The sequence below is a fragment of the Streptomyces caelestis genome (genome assembly GCF_014205255.1).
Classification (GTDB): Bacteria; Actinomycetota; Actinomycetes; order Streptomycetales; family Streptomycetaceae; genus Streptomyces; species Streptomyces caelestis.
On record NZ_JACHNE010000001.1, the window covers coordinates 7,507,155 to 7,524,746 of the forward strand.

Genomic DNA, 17,592 nt, shown 5'->3' on the forward strand with positions numbered 1-17,592 from the left:
GCCGTGGCCCGAAGGCCACGGCCGCTTCCGCATGTCGTCGGCGAGGCTCAGACCGTCGCCTCGGCCCGCCGCCGCATCAGCTCCCGCTCCCGCTCGCGCCGCGCGGTGACGTCCCGGATGACCGCCCCGCAATAGGTGCTGCCGTCGGGGGCCGGCAGCAGCACCACGCTGAACTCGATGGACAGCTTGCGGCCGTCCGCGGCCAGCGCGGGGACGTTCAGCAGGTCCGCTTCCCCGTACTTGCTGGACCCCCGGTCCATGGCCTCCTGGAAGCCGTCCCAGTGACGCTTGCGGTGCTTCTCGGGGATGATGACGTCCAGACTGCGGCCGTCCACGTCGTCCGCCGCGAACCCGAAGATGCGTTCCGCACCCCGGTTCCAGTAGCGGATCAGTCCTTCGCCGTCAATGATCACTATGCCGTCGGGCGCCTGGGCCGCCATGCCCAGCACCACCGCGGAATCCAGATCTTCCATGTCGCCTCCGAGCAGGAGTCATCGGTGACAACAGTATACAGATTAATCGTATACAGAATACGCTGAGCTCCCCCATGCGGCCGTTCGGGCGAGGGAAACGCAGGTGAAAGGCACTCCGAAAGCTTGGTATTGTTGTGCGTGCCGCCTCGGGGAGCACCCCGGCAAGGCGGCAGACACCTGGTCCGGGTGGCGGAATGGCAGACGCGCTAGCTTGAGGTGCTAGTGCCCTTTATCGGGCGTGGGGGTTCAAGTCCCCCCTCGGACACAGATACTTGCTTCAGCTGCACATGAGGTGCCGACCGGTTCTGGTCGGCACCTCATCTGTGTTCCGCGCCTGGCTCGTCACACTGAGTGCTGTCTCGCGAGCCGGGCTGCGATGACCATGACGACGGTGGACGACAGGGCGATGCCGGCGCCGACGTAGAGCGGTGAGGTGTAGCCGAGGCCCGCGGTGATGGCCAGGCCTCCGAGCCAGGCGCCGAGGGCGTTGCCGACGTTGGACGCGGACACGTTGGCGCTGGCGGCCAGCGCCGCCCCGTGGGCGAAGTCGGTGACCCGCGTGATCATTCCGGGCACGCTGGCGAACCCGGTCACGCCCATCACGAACACCAGGACGACCGAGGCGGCAGCGCTGTCGGCCAGCAGTCCGAACAGGGCCAGGGTGAGCGCGGGCAGGGCGAGGACCAGGGCACGGTCGCGGTCGGCCGCGCGCCCGCCGACCAGGTTCCCGACGACCAGGCCGACGCCGTACACCATCAGCAGCCAGGCGACATCGGCCTGGGCGAAGCCGCTGACCTCGGTGAACGTGTAGGCGATGTAACTGAACGCGCCGAACATCCCGCCGTAGCTGAGCGCGGTGGCCGCCAGCGTCAGCCAGACCTGCCAGGACCGGAACGCCCGCACCTGCGCGCGCAGCCCGCTGGGCGGCACCGGGTCCGACGCGGCCTCGTCCGTCCCCGCTGCCGGCTTGGGCAGTGCCGGGTCCGCCCCTGTGGCCGGGGGCACCCGGCCCGCTCGCGCGGGCACCAGCGCGGCGATTCCCGCCAGTGCGAGCACGCCGATCGCGGTGACCGCCCAGAACGCCGCCCTCCAGCCCCAGCGTTCACCGACCAACGCGCCGAACGGCACGCCCAGCACGTTCGCGACCGTCAGCCCGGCGAACATGATCGCCACGGCCTGGGACTTCTTCTCCGGTGCGACCAGACTGCGCGCGACCAGCGAGCCGATGCCGAAGAACGAACCGCGGCACAACGCCGCGACGATCCACCCGAGCAGCATCACCGGGTAGTTCGGCGCGACGGCGGAGAGCAGGTTGCCGACGACGAACAACGCCACCAGGCCGACCAGGACCTGCTTGCGGGGCAGCCGTGCCGTCGCCGCGGCCAGCGCGTTCGCCCCCACCGCGACACTCAGCGCGTAGCCGGAGATCAGCCGGCCCGCAGCCGCCTCGGACACCGCGCAACTCGACGCGACCTGCGGCAGCAGCCCGGCGATGAGGAACTCGGTGAGACCGATACCGAAACCACCGAGCGCCAGCGCGACGAGTCCACTCGGTATGCGCCGTTTCCGGGCTGCCGCAGCCACGTTTCGCTCATGCTTCTCGGTAGCCCCGCAGCTTGCGGTACAGCGTCGCCCGGCCGATGCCCAGGGCGGCCGCCGCGCGTGCCTTGTTGCCGCCGTGGCGGCGCAGTGCCTCGAGTATCGCGGCGCGCTCGGCGTGCTCCATCGGGCTGAGGGGCCGCACGGCCGGGCCTTCCCGCACGGCGTCCGGCAACTCCGCCCGGCGCACCGGCCCCGACATCCGGCGGTGCTCCGCGAGGGCCCGGACGACATGGGCCAGCTCGGTGACGTTCCCGGGCCACGGGTACCGATCGAGCGCGCGCAGGGCATCCAGCGTCCAGGTCAGCGGCGGCTGCCCGGGGGCCGGGCGCGGTGCCAGGGCCGGCAGCAGCTCCCGTATGTCCTCGGTGCGTTCCCGCAGCGGAGGCAGGACCACCGAGCGGGCGGACAGTTTGTCCAGCAGACGCTGGAGGCAGGGGCCGGCCGACGCGCCGGGCGTGTAGGTGACCAGCAGCCGGATGTCCGGATGCGTGTCCAGCAGGGAGTTGATCGCGGCCACGCCGGGCTGCGCGAGGCGCTCGGCGTGCCGGAGCAGGAGCGGGCGACCGGCCGGCCAGACGGACAGGGCGCTTTCGAGCACGGTGTCCTGCGCCGCGTCGGCGATCTCGACGGCCTGGGTGCCCAGGAGTTCCAGAGCCAGCGCGGTCTTGCCGGTTCCGCGCTCACCGGTCAGCAGCAACGGCTCCGGCGAGCGGGCCAGTCCGACGGCACGCCCGACGGCGTGCCGCCAGGGCACCGACGAGCCGGTGAGCGAGCAGGGCGGGCGCGGCACGGCCGGCGCCGACGGCACGGGTCCGGCGAGCGGCTCCAGTACGGCGACGATCCCGATGACCATGCCGTCCAGACGCACCGGATCGATCCGCGCGAGGCACCCAGCGCCCTCCGGCAGCTCGGGCCGCTCCGGCAGCTCGGGCCGCTCGGTCCGCTCGGGCAGGCATGTGCCGTCGGGCTGGCCCGTGCCGCCCACGGCATCCGCGTGCCGCGCGCTCACCGCCGCACGCTCCAGCGCCCCGAGCACCTCGGGCGTCAGCAACTGCTGCGCGGAGTCGCTGATCAGGCGGTGACGACCGTCCAGGGCGGCCACGGCACGGTCGCCTGCAGCCCGGTCGGCCACGGCCGGGTCCGGCCCACCCGCCGTCCGGTCCGGTCCACCCACCGCCCGCAGATAGGCATCCAGCAGTACCCGCTCAGCCGGCCCCGCCCGCGCACGCAGTTCCGTCTCGACCGCCGCGGCGGCGGCCTCGGCGAGTGCCGCCTGCGGATGCGGCGAACGCGCGCCGTCCAGCCGCGAAGCGAGCGACGCGACGGTCAGCGTGCCGGCGACCCGGCCGCCCTCCGGGGCGAGCACCGGGACGCTCACGGCGGACACGTCCTGCCACCGGTCGAGGAAGTGCTCGGGTCCGTGCACCTCGGCCCGGCGCCGGGTGCGCAGGGCGAGAGCCGCGCTGTTGTTGCCGACCTCCTGCTCCGACAGGACGGGGCACGGTTCGAGCCCGGGCACGCTCCCCGCCGTCCACAGCACGCGCAGCCGCTCGTCGGTCAGGACGAGGAGCGACCGGTCCGCGCCCAGGGCGGGGACGATCCGGTCGAGCACCGGCCGGGCGGCACCCAGCAGCGTCGACTCCACCGGTCGGGAGGGAGCGACAACCGGCTCCTTCAGGTCGTGCGGCACATCCAAGTCGTGCGGCACGCCGAAGAACCGCGCCCGCCGCCACGCCGCGACGACCTCCTCCGGAACGCCGCCGGGCAGCGGACACCCCGACAGGAACCGCTCGCGGGCGAGACGCAGTGAGGGCCGGGCGGTGGCTGCGGAGGAGGGCTCGGTCGTGGTCACGGCAACAACACCGTAGCGGGTTCGATTGAACGGGCAACAACGGGCGGGAACCGCCATGCCCGGCGCCCCTCCTCACGGCGCCCGGGTGTCTCGTAATGAGACACCCACGACCGACCGGGCCGCTCCATGATCATGGACGCTCGATGTCCGCCCCGCCCCCCATCACACCCCCCGCAGGAGCGCCCCGTGTCCACCGTCGTCGAGACCGACGTCCTGATCGTGGGCAGCGGCCCCGCCGGTGCCTCGGCCGCGCTCGCCCTGAGCACCTACGGGGTGCCCAACATCGTGGTGACCCGCTACGCGAGCCTCGCCGACACGCCCCGCGCGCACATCACCAACCAGCGCACCATGGAGGTGCTGCGCGACCTGGGCGTGGAACAGGAGGTCGTCGCCCAGGCCACCCCGCAGCACCTGATGGGCAACACGACGTTCTGCACCAGCCTCGCGGGCGAGGAACTGGGCCGGGTGCGCTCCTGGGGCAACGACCCGCTCGCGCAGGCGGAACACGAACTCGCCAGCCCCACCCGCATGTGCGACATGCCGCAGCACCTCATGGAGCCGGTCCTCGTGAACGCGGCCGTCGCCCGCGGCACCCGGCTGCGCTTCGAGACCGAGTACCTCTCCCACGCCCAGGACGCCGACGGCGTCACGGCCACCGTCCGCGACCGGCTGCGCGGGGACACCTACGAGATCCGCGCCAAGTACCTGATCGGCGCCGACGGCGGACGGTCCAGGGTCGCCACGGACGCCGGGCTGCCGATGGGCGGCCAGATGGGGGTGGCCGGCAGCATCAACATCGTCTTCGAGGCGGATCTGGCCAAGTACACCGCCCACCGCCCGGCCACCCTGTACTGGGTCCTCGCGCCCGGCGCGACGGTCGGCGGCATCGGCGCGGGCCTGGTGCGCTGCGTCCGCCCCTGGACCGAGTGGCTGATCGTGTGGGGCTACGACGTCACCGCGGGCGCCCCGGACCTGACCACCGCGTACGCCGAATCCGTCGTGCGGGGGCTCGTCGGCGACGACGACATCCCCGTGACCATCAAGTCGTCCTCCGCGTGGACCGTCAACGAGATGTACGCGGAGAGCTACGCGAACGGCCGCGTCTTCTGCGCCGGCGACGCCGTGCACCGGCATCCCCCGTCCAACGGCCTCGGCTCCAACACCTCCATCCAGGACGCCTACAACCTGGCCTGGAAGCTCGGACTCGTCCTCGACGGCACCGCCCACCCCAGGCTGCTCGACAGCTACACCGCCGAGCGCGCGCCCATCGGCCGGCAGGTCGTCACGCGCGCCAACCGGTCCATCCGCGAGACCGCCCCGGTCTTCGAGGCCCTCGACGGGCTCTCCCCGCAGACCCCCGAGCAGCTGTGGGCCAATATCGCCGCCCGCAAGGACACCACCGAGGCCGCCGGGAAGCAGCGCGCCGAGCTGCGCGAGGCGATCGCCTTCAAGGCCTACGAGTTCAACGCGCACGGCGTCGACCTCAACCAGCGCTACACCTCCGGCGCGATCGTCCCGGACGGCACGCCCGACCCCGGCTTCACCCGCGACCCCGAGCTGCACCACCAGCCGTCCTCCCGACCGGGCGCCCGGCTCCCGCACGCCTGGATCACCTCGGGCTCCCGCACGCTCTCCACCCTCGACACGGTCGGCCGGGGCCGCTTCACCCTGCTGACCGGCATCGGGGGAGAGGCCTGGGTGCGGGCGGCCGAGGCCCAGGAGGTGGAGATCGCCACCGTGGTGATCGGGCCCGGGCAGGAGTACGAGGACCCGTACGGCGACTGGGCGCGCCTGAGCGAGATCTCCGACGCGGGTGCCCTGCTCGTGCGCCCCGACGGTTTCGTCGCCTTCCGGCACGCGTCCGCCGCACCGGACGCCGGCGAACGGCTCGCGGACGCGTTGCGGACCATCCTCGGACACGCCTGAGCGAGCAATCATGGAAGCAAGGGCAGCAGCGCACGACGACGAGGAGCCGGGATGACCACCGACGCGACCGGGGCCGGCGTCACCGAGCAGGCCCTCGCCAGCCTCCGGGGGACCGCCGACCCGCGGCTGCGCGAGCTGCTCACCGGCCTCGTCCGCCATCTGCACGACTTCGCGCGCGAGACCCGGCTGACCCAGCAGGAGTGGGAGCGGGCGATCTCCTTTCTGACGGCGACCGGGCAGGCCTGCACCGACACCCGGCAGGAGTTCATCCTGCTGTCGGACGTGCTCGGGCTGTCCATGCTCGTGGAGACCGTCCACGGCCACCGCGCGCCCGGCGCCACCGAGTCCACCGTCCTCGGCCCCTTCCACATGACCGAGTCGCCGGTCCGCGCCCTCGGCGACGACATCGACCTCGTGGGCGGCGGCGAACCGTGCGTCGTCAGCGGCCGGGTGCTGTCCGAGGACGGCACCCCACTGCCCGGCGCCGCCGTCGACGTCTGGCAGGCCGACGACAAGGGCTTCTACGACGTCCAGCAGCCCGGGGTCCAGCCCACGGGCAACGGACGCGGACTGTTCACCGCCGACCCCGAGGGCCGCTTCTGGTTCCGCACCTGCGTCCCGGCGCCGTACCCGATCCCCACCGACGGCCCGGTCGGCGACCTGCTGCGGGCGACCGGGCGGCACCCCTACCGCCCCGCACACATCCACTTCATCGCCACGGCCGAGGGACACACGCCCGTCACCACGCACATCTTCGTGGCCGGCGGCGACTACCTCGACTCCGACGCGGTGTTCGCCGTGAAGGAGAGCCTGGTCCAGGACTTCGCGCAGACCGACGACCCGTCCCTGGCCCGGGAGTTCGGCGTCGGGAACCCCTTCCGGCACGCCCGCCTCGACCTCGTCCTGGAGCGTGCCGCATGACGTTCCAGAGCGAGTTCTCGTACGAGACCCGGCCCGTGCGGGTCGTGTTCCGGCCCGGCGCGGCCGTCACCGCGACGCCGGGCGAGGCCGCACACCTGGGCCTGCGGCGGCTGCTCGTGGTGTGCGGCAGCCGGGGCGAAGCCGTCGCCCGGGCGGTCGCGGACGCGCTCGGTGACGCCTGCGCGGGAGTGCACGCCGAGGCCCGGATGCACGTGCCCGTCGAGGACGCCGACCGGGCTGTCGCGGTGGTGCGGGCGGCCGGGGCGGACGGCTGCGTGACGGTCGGCGGCGGCTCGGCGATCGGGCTCGGCAAGGCGATCGCGCTGCGCACCGGACTGCCGCTGATCGCCGTGCCCTCGACCTACTCGGGTTCCGAGATGACTCCCGTGTGGGGCCTGACCGAGCACGGCACCAAGCGCACCGGCCGCGACCCGGTGGTCCAGCCCCGCAGCGTCGTCTACGATCCCCGGCTCACCCTCTCCCTGCCCGTACCGCTGACCGTGACCAGCGGCGTCAACGCGCTCGCGCACGCCGTCGAGGCGCTGTACGCCCCGGACACCTCGCCGCTGGTCTCGGTCATGGCCGAGGAGGGCGTGCGGGCCATGGCCGAGGCACTGCCGCGGCTGGCCGCCGACCCGAAGGACCTGGACGCGCGCAGCCGGGCGCTGTACGCGGCCTGGCTGTGCGGCACGTGCCTCGGCTCGACCACGATGGGGCTCCACCACAAGGTGTGCCACGTGCTGGGCGGCACGTTCGGACTGCCGCACGCCGAGACGCACACCGTCGTCCTGCCGTACGTCCTCGCCCACAACGCCCCCGCCGCCCCGCACGCGCTCGCCGTACTGCGACGGGCCCTCGGCACCGACGACCCGCCCCGTGCCCTGTGGGAGCTGGCCGGGCGCCTCGGAGCACCGCGTTCCCTCGCCGGACTCGGCCTCGCGGAAGGCGACGTGACAGCGGCGGCGGACCGGGTCGCGGGCGAGCCGTACGCCAACCCGCGCCCGGTGACGGCGGACGAGGCCCGGGCAGTGCTGCGGGCGGCGTACGAGGGAGGCCCGCCGGAACCGGCCGGGGACATCCCCCTTCAGCAGATACAGAGGGGGCACGGACTTGCGGACAGAAAGTGACCGCAAGGTTCCTACGGTCGTGTCATGACGCAGACGCAGAAGATTCTTGTCACCGGCGCCACGGGAACCGTCGGCCGCCAGGTCGTCGCCGAACTGCTGGCCCGGGGCCACGAGGTCCGCGCCCTCACCCGGGACGCCGCGAAGGCCGATTTCCCGGCCGGTGTGGAGGTCGTCGAGGGCGACCTGACGCAACCCGACGGCCTGACCTCGGCGTTGGAGGGGGTCACCGGCCTCCATCTGATCACCTTCGGCGGAGCCGCCTTCACCCCGCTGGAGACCGGCCCGCGGATCCTGGAGCTGGCGCGTTCGGCCCGTGTCCGCCGGATCACGGTGCTGCACGGCGGCGGGCCCACCCCGCTGGAGGACGCCGTACGTGCCGACGACGGTGTGCGGTGGACCGTCCTCATGCCGGTCGAGTTCATGGCCAACGCCCTGGAGTGGGCGGACGGGATCGTGGCCTCGGGCGAGGTCCGGGAGCCGTTCGTCGCACGGCTGAGCGCCATGGTCCACGAGGGCGACATCGGCGCCGTCGCCGCGGTCGCGCTCACGGAGGAGGGCCACGCAGGCCAGGAGTACGTGATCACCGGCCCCGAACTGCTCACGGTCGGCGACAAGGTGGCGACGATCGCCGCCGCCGTCGGCCGCGAGATCACACTGGTCGAGTTGACCGAGGAGCAGGCCGTCGAGCAGTGGCGGGCGGCGGGTCTCACGGAGGACGTGATCGGCTTCCTGCTGGAGGCGTACGGCAACACCCCCGAGGTGGGCCGCACGGTCGCCGGCACCGTCGAGAAGGTCACCGGCCGCCCGGCCCGCACCTTCGGCCAGTGGGCCGCCGAACACGCGGGCGCCTTCAGGGCGTAGGCGCCCAGCGACTGTTTCCGGCCTTCTTCGACTGTCTCGTATTGAGACACCCGCTCCGAAGCCGGGTGTTACAAGATCGACAAGGGGGGTGTGACCGCAACAGGGTGCGGCCGTCGGCGTGGGCTGAACCGCCGTTCGTACGGCCGCGCCACCCGAAGAAAGGTGAACCACATGGCCCTCGCACTGCTCCGGCGCCGGTGGCACAAGAGCACCTCCGCCGCAGCGGCGGGCCTCGCCCTCCCCCTTCCGTCCGGTGCGGGTGCCGTGGCCCGCGAGGTCGTCGACCCGATGGGCTCGCCCCTGGCCGCCGCGGACGTCACCGTCACCGCCCTGGACACCCACCGGGTGGCCGCCCGCGGGACGACCGACCCGTACGGCTACTTCCTCGCGGCGCTGCCGCCCGGCCGGTACAGCCTGCTGATCGCGGCGGAGGGCCTGCGGCCGCACCGCGAGACGATCGAGATCGGGGCGGACACCTCGACGCCCACCGAACGCGTCTGGCTGCAGCCCGCCGAGGCCCTCCAGCTGCCGACGCCCGGAACCTGGCTCTTCGACCCGCCGCACACTGCGATCCGCTTCATCGCCAAGCACGTCGGCATGGCCCATGTCCACGGCCGCTTCGAACGCTTCGAGGGCGGTATCCGGATCACCCCGGACATGACCGACTCCCGCGTGCACGTCCGCATCGACGCCTCCAGCATCAACACCGGCAACACCACCCGCGACAACCACCTGCGGTCCGCCGACTTCCTGGACGTCGAGCGTTTCCCGTACATCGACTTCACGAGCAGGCGCTTCGCCTACCGGGGCGGCAGCAAATGGACGCTGTTGGGCTCCCTCACGATGCACGGCGTGAGCCGCTCGGTGTCCCTGGACACGACGTACCTCGGCACCGTCAACGGCGGCTACGGGCAGGAACTGCGCTGCGCGGCCCTGGCGACGGCGGAGCTGCACCGCGAGGACTTCACGCTCAACTGGCGTTCCATGCTGGCCCGGGGCATCGCGGTGGTCGGTCCGACGGTGCAACTGGAGCTGGACGTCCAGGCGATGTACCGGACCCACGACACCCCGACCCCGCCGGAATAATCCCTGGCCCGGTTCCCCGCGCCCTCCCTACACTCACCGAGTACCCGGCGCCGCCCACGACGTGAGCAGCGGCGCACCGTCGTGACGATCGAAGGGAGACGGCCATGCGTGACCGCACCGCTGCCACCGTCTCCCTGCCGCGCTACGAGGTGATCCTCGTGTCCTCGTCGCTCCGGTACCCGCTGCGCGGCGGGCGCCGGATGACCGGGACGAACGTCTGAACGGCATGCCGCACAGCTCGCTGGCCTGAAGTCAGCGAGCTGTGCGTCGCGTGTCGCCATGCCCGCCTCGCCCGTTAATCGCGCTGCCCCTTTCCTGCACCTTTCGAAAGGCCCCGGGCCGTGCGCATCAACCCCGACCCGCTCGCCGTCGTCCGCAACCTCGGCATCCTCGCCCACGTCGACGCCGGCAAGACCACCGTCACCGAACGGATCCTGTTCGCCACCGGAACCACGCACAAGCGTGGCGAGGTCCATGACGGCACCACCGTCACGGACTTCGACCCGCAGGAGCGCGACCGGGGCATCACCATCTTCGCCGCGGCGGTGAGCTGCGCCTGGGACGGTCACCGGATCAACCTGATCGACACCCCGGGGCACGTCGACTTCGCCGACGAGGTGGAGCGTGCCCTGCGGGTCCTCGACGGAGCGGTGGCCGTGTTCGACGCGGTGGCCGGGGTGGAGCCGCAGAGCGAGTCGGTGTGGCGGCAGGCCGGCCGGCACGGCGTACCGAGGATCGCGTTCGTCAACAAGATGGACCGCGCGGGTGCCGACCTGGACGCGGCCGTCGCGTCGATCCGGGAGCGGCTGCACCCGGCCCCGCTGGTCGTCCAGCTGCCGATCGGCTCGGAGGACGCCTTCACCGGCGTCGTCGACCTCGTACGCATGCGGGCCCTGCGGTGGGCCGACGGCGACGCCTTCGAGGAGACGCCGGTGCCGGACGACCTCCGGGACGAGGCCCTCGCGCGCCGCCGGGCGCTGGAGGAGGCCGTGGCGGAACTCCACCCGGGCGCACTGGAGCAGTTCTGCGACACAGGCACGCTCTCCGAGCGGGCCCTCGCCTCGGCGCTGCGGGACCTGACCCGCGACGGCGACGGCGTGGTCGTGCTGTGCGGCTCCGCGTACCGCAACCGCGGTGTCGAGCCGCTGCTCGACGCGGTCGTGGCCTATCTGCCGTCGCCGCTGGACGTGCCGCCGGTCAGAGGCACGTATGACGGTGACGAACAGGAGCGGCCCGCCGATCCCGCGGCGCCACCGGCCGCCCTCGCCTTCAAGGTGCACGCCACACCGACAGGACGGCTGACCTACCTGCGCATCTACTCCGGAACGATCGAGAAGGGAGACACCCTGTGGGACGCCAGCGCGCGCCGCACCGAGCGCATCGGCCGCATCCTGCGCGTCCAGGCCGACCGGCACGCACCGCTGGACCGGGCGGTCGCCGGGGACATCGTCGCCGTCGTCGGGCTCAAGTCGGCCCGCGCCGGCTCGACCCTGTGCGCGCCGGACGCTCCGCTCGTCCTGGAACCGCCGGGCGTACCCGAGCCGGTGGTCTCGGTCGCGGTCGAGTCCCGCGGGGCCGGCGACACCGACCGTCTGGCGTCCGGGCTGGCCCGGCTGACCGAGGAGGATCCCTCGCTGGTCGTGCGGACCGACCCGGAGACCGGGCAGACCGTGCTGTCGGGCATGGGTGAACTGCACCTGGAGGTGGCGGTGGAGAAGCTCCGGCGTGAGCTGGGGCTGGAGGTCAACGTCGGCCGCCCCCGGGTCGGTTACCGCGAGACGGTCGCCCGGGGCGTGTCCGGTCTCGTCTACCGGCACGTCAAACAGGACGGCGGGGCGGGGCAGTTCGCCCATGTCGTCCTCGACGTCGAGCCGTACGAGGAGGGCGGGTTCGCCTTCCGGTCGGCCGTCGTCGGCGGGCGCGTGCCGCAGGAGTACGTCCGGGCGGTCGAGGCCGGCTGCCGTGACGCCCTCGCCGAAGGGCCGCTCGGCGGGCACCCGGTGACCGGGCTGCGCGTCACGCTCACCGACGGGGCGACCCATGTGAAGGACTCCTCGGACACGGCGTTCCGCACGGCCGGCCGCCTCGGCCTCCGCGAGGCCCTGCGCGCCTGCGCGATGGTCCTGCTGGAGCCGGTTGTCGAGGTCACGGTGACCGTGCCCGAGGATGCGGTGGGCGGCGTGCTCGGCGACCTCGCCGCCCGGCGCGGCCGGGTGACCGGCTCGGTCACCCGCGCGGGCGCGGCCATCGTCACGGCCACCGTGCCGTTGGCCGAACTCTTCGGCTACGCCACCCGGTTGCGCAGCCGCACCCAGGGCCGCGGCACCTTCACGGCCCGCCCCACCGGCTACGCCCCGGCGCCGGTCACGACGCCGACGCGGTAGCCGGGCACCTTCACGACCCGGCCCACCGGTTACGCGCCGGTGCCGGTCACGACGCCGACGCGGTAGCCGGGCACCTTCACGACCCGGCCCATCGGCTACGCGCCGGTGTTCGGTCACGACACCGACGCGGTAGCCGGCAGAACGGCGGTCGGCCCCTCCCCGGAAGAGGAGGGGCCGACCCGCTCACGGCCAGGCCACCACCGTCGACGGCACGGTGGACCGCTGACACCCCGGCGGATATCCGGTTGCCCCGGCCTCCACCGCCTGTCAGCCTCGCGCCCATGCCCACCTACACCGCCCCCGACGGCACCACCCTCGCCTACCACATGACGGGGGACGGCCCGCCCCTGGTCTGTCTCCCCGGTGGCCCGATGCAGGACTCGGTCTACCTGGGGGACCTGGGCGGCCTGACCGCCCACCGCACCCTGATCCGGCTGGACCTCAGGGGCACCGGCGGTTCGGCTGTGCCGCGGGACACGGCGTCGTACCGCTGTGACCGGCAGGTCGCCGATGTCGAGGCGCTGCGCGAGGAGCTGGGCCTTCAGCGGCTGGACCTGCTCGCGCACTCCGCCGGTGCCAACCTGGCCGCGCTGTACACGGCCCGCCATCCGGACCGCGTGGGCCGGCTCGCCCTGATCGCGCCCAGCGTCTTCGCCGTCGGCCTCGGCATCACCGCCGAGGACCGCCTGGAGAGGGCGCGCCTGCGCCGGGACGAACCGTGGTTCGCCCCGGCGTACACGTCCCTGGAGGCCATCACGGCCGGCCGGGCGACGGCCGACGACTGGGACGCCGTCGCCCCCTTCTGGTTCGGCCGCTGGGACGACGAGGCCCGGGCCTTCCGCGCGGCGGAGCAGCGACAGCGCAACGACGAAGCCGCCGCTCGCTACGCCTCCGACGGTGCCTTCGACCCCGATGGCACCCGGAGTGCCCTTGCCGCGTTTCCCTCACCGGTGCTCGTCCTCGCCGGGGAGTACGACGTGGCGGGGCCCGTGCGCGTGATGAAGGGGTACGCGGGGCTGTTCCCGAGCGCCGGGCTGGTCGTGCAGAGCGGGGCGGGGCACTTTCCGTGGCGAGACGGTCCGGGGGCGTTTGTGGCGGTCCTGGCAGCCTTCCGGGATCAGGCGTCCGCCCCGCCGCCTGGCCCATAGTCCGGATCCGCCCTGGGCCGCCAGGGCCTCGCCCATGTGGGCGTTCGCCCAGGCGTGGGCGTTGTGCAGGTGGAATTCGACCGCGTGACGGTCCTGACGGCACCGTCGACGGCCTCAAGCGCCATGCGTGCCTCTCCGGGCACCTCGCGGCCTGGGCATCCGCAAGGCTGCCGTCGTCCTTGTTCGGACTCTGCCCTCCAGCCAGGCGGCACCTGACCGTGTGACATAACGTGGCTGCCGGGCTTTCGACAGGAGGATGCGCGCGATGCCGAAGACCACGCAGTTGCGTACGTACACCGTCCGTGAGGGGCTGCTCGACGCGTGGGTGGAGAGGTGGCGCAACGACATCGTGCCGCTGCGTCTGAAGTTGGGCTTCGAGATCGGCGGCGCCTGGGTGGACCGTGAGCGGAGTTCGTTCGTGTGGCTGATCTCCTACGAGGGCCCCGAGACCTTCGCGGAGCGCAACGCGCTGTACTGGGCCTCGCCCGAGCGGGAGGCGATGAACCTGGACCCCGACGACTACCTCGTGAGCACGGACGACCGCACGGTCGAGGAGTGTTACTGATCAGGCGTTTTCCGGCGGCAGCAGATGCTGCCGCCGCTCGTCCGGGGTGAGGGTGCGGAAGACCCGTCCCCGCGCCCTTGCCTCCAGCCGGTCGTGATCCGGGTCCGCTTGCCACACCCGAGCCGTGCCGTCGGCGGATGCCGTAAGCAGCCGCGTGCCGTCGCGGGACCATGCCACAGAGGTCACCTTGTCGCGGTGGACACCGACGACGACGATCTCCTCGAAGGTGTCGGCCGACCAGAGCCTCACCGTCCTGTCGTCCGACCCGGTCGCGATGCGAAGGCCGTCCGGTGACCAGGCGATGGCGCGGACGCGGCCTTCATGGCCGTTGAGTACGTCAAGGCGACGCCCCGTCGCCGTGTCCCACACCGCGGCTGTCCAGTCCCCGGAGGCCGTGGCCACACGGGTCTCGTCCGGCGACCAGGCGACGTCCTCCACATAATTGCCGTGTCCACGCAGGACGGTGAGCTGAGTGCCGTCCGCGGTGTCCCACAACCGGCAGGTGCGGTCGTCGGAGCAACTGGCCAGGCTTCGCCCGCTCGGCGACCATGCCACACGCCCGACCCAGTCCTGGTGTCCGGTCAGTTTGCTCAACTCTGCTCCGTCGACTGCCGACAGGATCCGTACGGCACCGTCATGCCCGCCCGTTGCGATCCGCCGGGCATCCGGGGACCATGAGCAGCCTTCGACCGGTGCGCCGCGCCGCTCGAAGACCGTGTCGCCCGCCGCTCCCACCACCCTGAGCAGGCCGTCCCCGGTGCTCAGTGCGAGCCTGTCACCGTGCGGTGCGTAGGCCACGCTCCACACCCGCTCGCCCAGACCCACCACCGGCCCGTCCGGATCAGCCGAACCCGCGTTCCAGACGCGTACGCTGCCATCGTCGGAGGCGGTGGCGAAACGACTGTCGTCCACCGACCAAGCGGCCTGGTTCACCGGCCCCTCGTGCCCGTGGGACAGGATGGATTCAGCGCCCCGCGGGGTGAGGTCCCACACCCGCCCGGTGCCGTCCGTCGACGCTGTGGCGAGCTGGGACCCGCATGGGGACCACGCCACGGACCACACCGTGTCCGAGTGCCCGCGAAGCACAGCCACCACCTTGGCGTCCTCCGTCCGTACAATCCGCACGGTCCGGTCGGACGACGGTGTGGCCAGCATCCGGCCGTTCGGTGAGAAGACCGGATTCCAGACGTAGTCGGTGTGGTCGCGCAGCAGCAACCGCTGTGCGCCCGTGCGGGCGTCCCACACACGGGCGGTCTGGTCGCCGGACCCGGTGGCGATCAGCTGCCCGTCCGGGGACCAGGCGACGCCCTCGACGAACTCTGTGTGGCCGGTCAGGGCCAGGACGGGGGAGCCCGTCTCCGTGTTCCAGACGAGAACCGTCCGGTCGTGGGAGGCGGTCGCGAGACGGGTCCCGTCCGGCGACCAGGCGACGCCCCAGACGTCGCCGTTGTGCCCCCGCAGTTCGCGCACCATCTGCCCGGCCCGGACCTCCCACACCCGCACCACCTGGTCCTTGAACGTGGCGGCGATGTGTGACCCGTCCGGCGACCAGGCGACCCGCCGCCCGATGTCGCCCGCACCTGCGAGCCGCCTGACCGGTGCACCGGACTCGGGGTCCCAGATCCGCACCAAATGGTCCCGACCCGCAGTGGCGAGGAGAGCCGAGTCGGGGGAGAAGGCAACCGACTCCACCATGGCCCCGTCGCACGGAAGTACGCGCAGGACGCGCCCGGACCCGGCGTCGTACACGCGGGCCGTGCCGTCCCGGGAGGCGGTGGCCAGCAAGCGTCCGTCCGCAGACCAGTGGACGTCCCGCACGGTGTCGGTGTGCCCTTCCAGCGGGGTACGCAGGTGGCCTGCGGCCAGCGCCGTCAGCAGGCCGCGCTTCGCCAGGGCGCTCGGCGCGCATTCGCCGAGCGCGGCGAGGGACAGCAGAAGCGCGCGTTCCGGTTCCGTCTCCGCGCTCGCCAGCACGTGGCGCCCGATGCTGTCGGAGACCCGGCGGAGGAAGGCCTGGTCCTGTCGTTGCGAGGCTTCGACGAGCGCGCGGGCGGGCGCCGATGCCTGGCCGGCCTCCTCGAGCTCCGCCAGCCACCTCTGGGCCACGATGAGCCGCTCGCCGGTCAGGAGATAATCGACGCTGCGGCCCGACCCTTCCCATTCTCCGGCCCACCGCTCCAGTTCGGCACGCTCACGAAGCCGCTCTGCCCGGGCCTCCACCTCCTGACGCAGCGGCGCCCACTGACGGAACAGGGCCTCGTGCGCCACCTCGGCGTACGCCGCCCGGCCGTCGCCGACGGCCCCGCCCGGCTCCTCCACCGCGTCCGAGCGGATGAGACGCGCCTCGATGAACGCGTCGACGACATGACGCTCCTCTTCCGTGAACTCCGCCAGCGGGACCGGCCGGCGGGCCGGGTCCTGGCCCTCCAATGTGACGAACCTCAGCAGCACCCGAAGCACGGAATCGATCCCGCCCGGGCAGTTCAGGGCCGCCACGGTGCTGTCGGCCTGCCGTGCGAGAGCGCCCGCTACGCCCCCGTGCCGCCGGTACGACTCCTCGGTGACCGTGCCGCCGGGGCCACAGGCGAAGTACAACTCCTGCAGGAGATAGGCGAGCAGCGGCAGTGCGTCGTCAGTGCCGGTGTCGTCCACGATGGTCTCGACGAGGCCCGGCGCGAACGAGAGACCGACCAGAGCACCCGGCCGTTCCACCACCTGAGCGAGCTGCGATGTGCCCAACGAGCCGATGGCTACCGGATGCTGAAGGAACTCGGCATGACCGGTCTCAAGCAGACGCCCCAGCAGGTCCACCCGGCAGGTGGCGAGGACCCGGACGGCGGGATCCCGGCGCAGACACGTGTGCAGCGCCCGCAGGAACTGGGCTTGATCACGCTCGCCCGCAAGGGTGACGAGTTCCTCGAACTGGTCCACCACGAGGAGGACGCGCCGGAAGCGACCGCCGCGCAGCCGGGACAACTCCGCCGACAACCCGTCGGGCCCCTGACGCAGCCGCCGCAGTACGGCACCCGCCGAATCCCGGCCGCCGCCCGCCACGGCCAGGGATGCTGCGAGAGCACTGAGCGGGTTCGGTCCCGGTGTGAACGGCGGCACGATCGTCCACCGGCGAGGACGCAGCCGGGGCATGACCCCGGCCCGTACGAGCGAGGACTTGCCGCTGCCGGAGGCCCCGGTCAGCAGCAGGAACCGGTCGGCCGGACGGGGCGCGGCGGCGTGCAGCCTCCGCGTCAGCTCGGCAGCCTGCGCCTCCCGGCCGAAGTAGACGGCCGCCTCGTCCTCGTCGTATGCGTCCAGGCCCGGGTACGGGATCCGGTCCCGCGGCCACTCCGTCTGCTGCGGGGCGGGATTCTCCAGCCGGTACACGACGACCTGGCCGACCACCATGGCGACCACCAGCAATCCGATGGCCGGTACTGATCCCCGGCGGATCAATTCCAGCACCCAGGGCGCACGGTCTGTACTGGTGGCGTAGTTGGTGGCGATACCGAGCAGGCAGGCGACCAGCGCGAGCATGATCTGGAGGACGACTTGCATGCGGTTTCTCACGGGGCACTGGCCTCTGTTCTACCGGATCCATGCCCCCGCAGTACGTCCATAGCCCCCGCCCCACTCGGTACGCCGCGCCTCTC

General features: G+C 72.6%; 12 protein-coding genes and 1 tRNA gene. 9 read left to right on the forward strand and 4 right to left on the reverse strand.

The window, feature by feature from the left end; genetic code table 11:
* Positions 1-47 precede the first annotated feature (47 nt).
* A complete protein-coding gene (locus tag HDA41_RS34110; protein ID WP_059418469.1) occupies positions 48-473 on the reverse strand; it encodes a PAS domain S-box protein in 426 nt (141 codons plus the stop codon).
* A 180-nt stretch (positions 474-653) separates the two neighbouring features.
* Here HDA41_RS34110 and HDA41_RS34115 point away from each other — a divergent pair.
* Positions 654-738, forward strand: a tRNA-Leu gene (locus HDA41_RS34115).
* A gap of 77 nt (positions 739-815) precedes the next feature.
* On the opposite strand, the gene HDA41_RS34120 is transcribed toward HDA41_RS34115, so the two are convergent.
* Complete coding sequence (locus HDA41_RS34120) at positions 816-2,030, reverse strand: MFS transporter (RefSeq protein WP_184993974.1); 1,215 nt, start codon at positions 2,028-2,030, stop codon at positions 816-818.
* 34 nt (positions 2,031-2,064) lie between these two features.
* A complete protein-coding gene (locus HDA41_RS34125; RefSeq protein WP_230299520.1) occupies positions 2,065-3,927 on the reverse strand; it encodes a sigma-54-dependent Fis family transcriptional regulator in 1,863 nt (620 codons plus the stop codon).
* A gap of 186 nt (positions 3,928-4,113) precedes the next feature.
* Here HDA41_RS34125 and HDA41_RS34130 point away from each other — a divergent pair, with 186 nt between their 5' ends.
* From HDA41_RS34130 to HDA41_RS34165, 8 genes are all read left to right on the forward strand, one after another.
* Positions 4,114-5,853, forward strand: coding sequence for an FAD-dependent oxidoreductase (locus HDA41_RS34130; protein WP_184990862.1), 1,740 nt, complete (start codon positions 4,114-4,116; stop codon positions 5,851-5,853).
* Positions 5,854-5,904: 51 nt separating this feature from the next.
* The gene (locus tag HDA41_RS34135; RefSeq protein ID WP_184990864.1) at positions 5,905-6,774 is read left to right on the forward strand and encodes an intradiol ring-cleavage dioxygenase; all 870 of its coding nucleotides are present in this window, start codon (positions 5,905-5,907) and stop codon (positions 6,772-6,774) included.
* Complete coding sequence (locus HDA41_RS34140; RefSeq protein WP_184990866.1) at positions 6,771-7,901, forward strand: maleylacetate reductase; 1,131 nt, start codon at positions 6,771-6,773, stop codon at positions 7,899-7,901. Before HDA41_RS34135 ends, HDA41_RS34140 begins: the two co-directional genes overlap by 4 nt.
* A 24-nt stretch (positions 7,902-7,925) precedes the next feature.
* Positions 7,926-8,762 (forward strand): NmrA family NAD(P)-binding protein, encoded by an 837-nt coding sequence (locus HDA41_RS34145; protein WP_184990868.1) that lies wholly within the window; start codon positions 7,926-7,928, stop codon positions 8,760-8,762.
* A gap of 171 nt (positions 8,763-8,933) precedes the next feature.
* The gene (locus HDA41_RS34150) at positions 8,934-9,848 is read left to right on the forward strand and encodes a YceI family protein (protein ID WP_059421633.1); all 915 of its coding nucleotides are present in this window, start codon (positions 8,934-8,936) and stop codon (positions 9,846-9,848) included.
* Positions 9,849-10,189: 341 nt separating this feature from the next.
* Positions 10,190-12,232: an elongation factor G gene (gene fusA, locus HDA41_RS34155; RefSeq protein WP_184990871.1), complete on the forward strand. Its 2,043-nt coding sequence runs from the start codon at positions 10,190-10,192 to the stop codon at positions 12,230-12,232.
* Positions 12,233-12,513: 281 nt separating this feature from the next.
* Positions 12,514-13,380, forward strand: coding sequence for an alpha/beta fold hydrolase (locus HDA41_RS34160; RefSeq protein ID WP_184990872.1), 867 nt, complete (start codon positions 12,514-12,516; stop codon positions 13,378-13,380).
* A 265-nt stretch (positions 13,381-13,645) separates the two neighbouring features.
* Positions 13,646-13,945: an NIPSNAP family protein gene (locus HDA41_RS34165; protein WP_184990874.1), complete on the forward strand. Its 300-nt coding sequence runs from the start codon at positions 13,646-13,648 to the stop codon at positions 13,943-13,945.
* On the opposite strand, the gene HDA41_RS34170 is transcribed toward HDA41_RS34165, so the two are convergent.
* Positions 13,946-17,497 (reverse strand): nSTAND1 domain-containing NTPase, encoded by a 3,552-nt coding sequence (locus HDA41_RS34170; protein ID WP_184990877.1) that lies wholly within the window; start codon positions 17,495-17,497, stop codon positions 13,946-13,948. It abuts the gene before it with no gap.
* Positions 17,498-17,592: the final 95 nt, after the last annotated feature.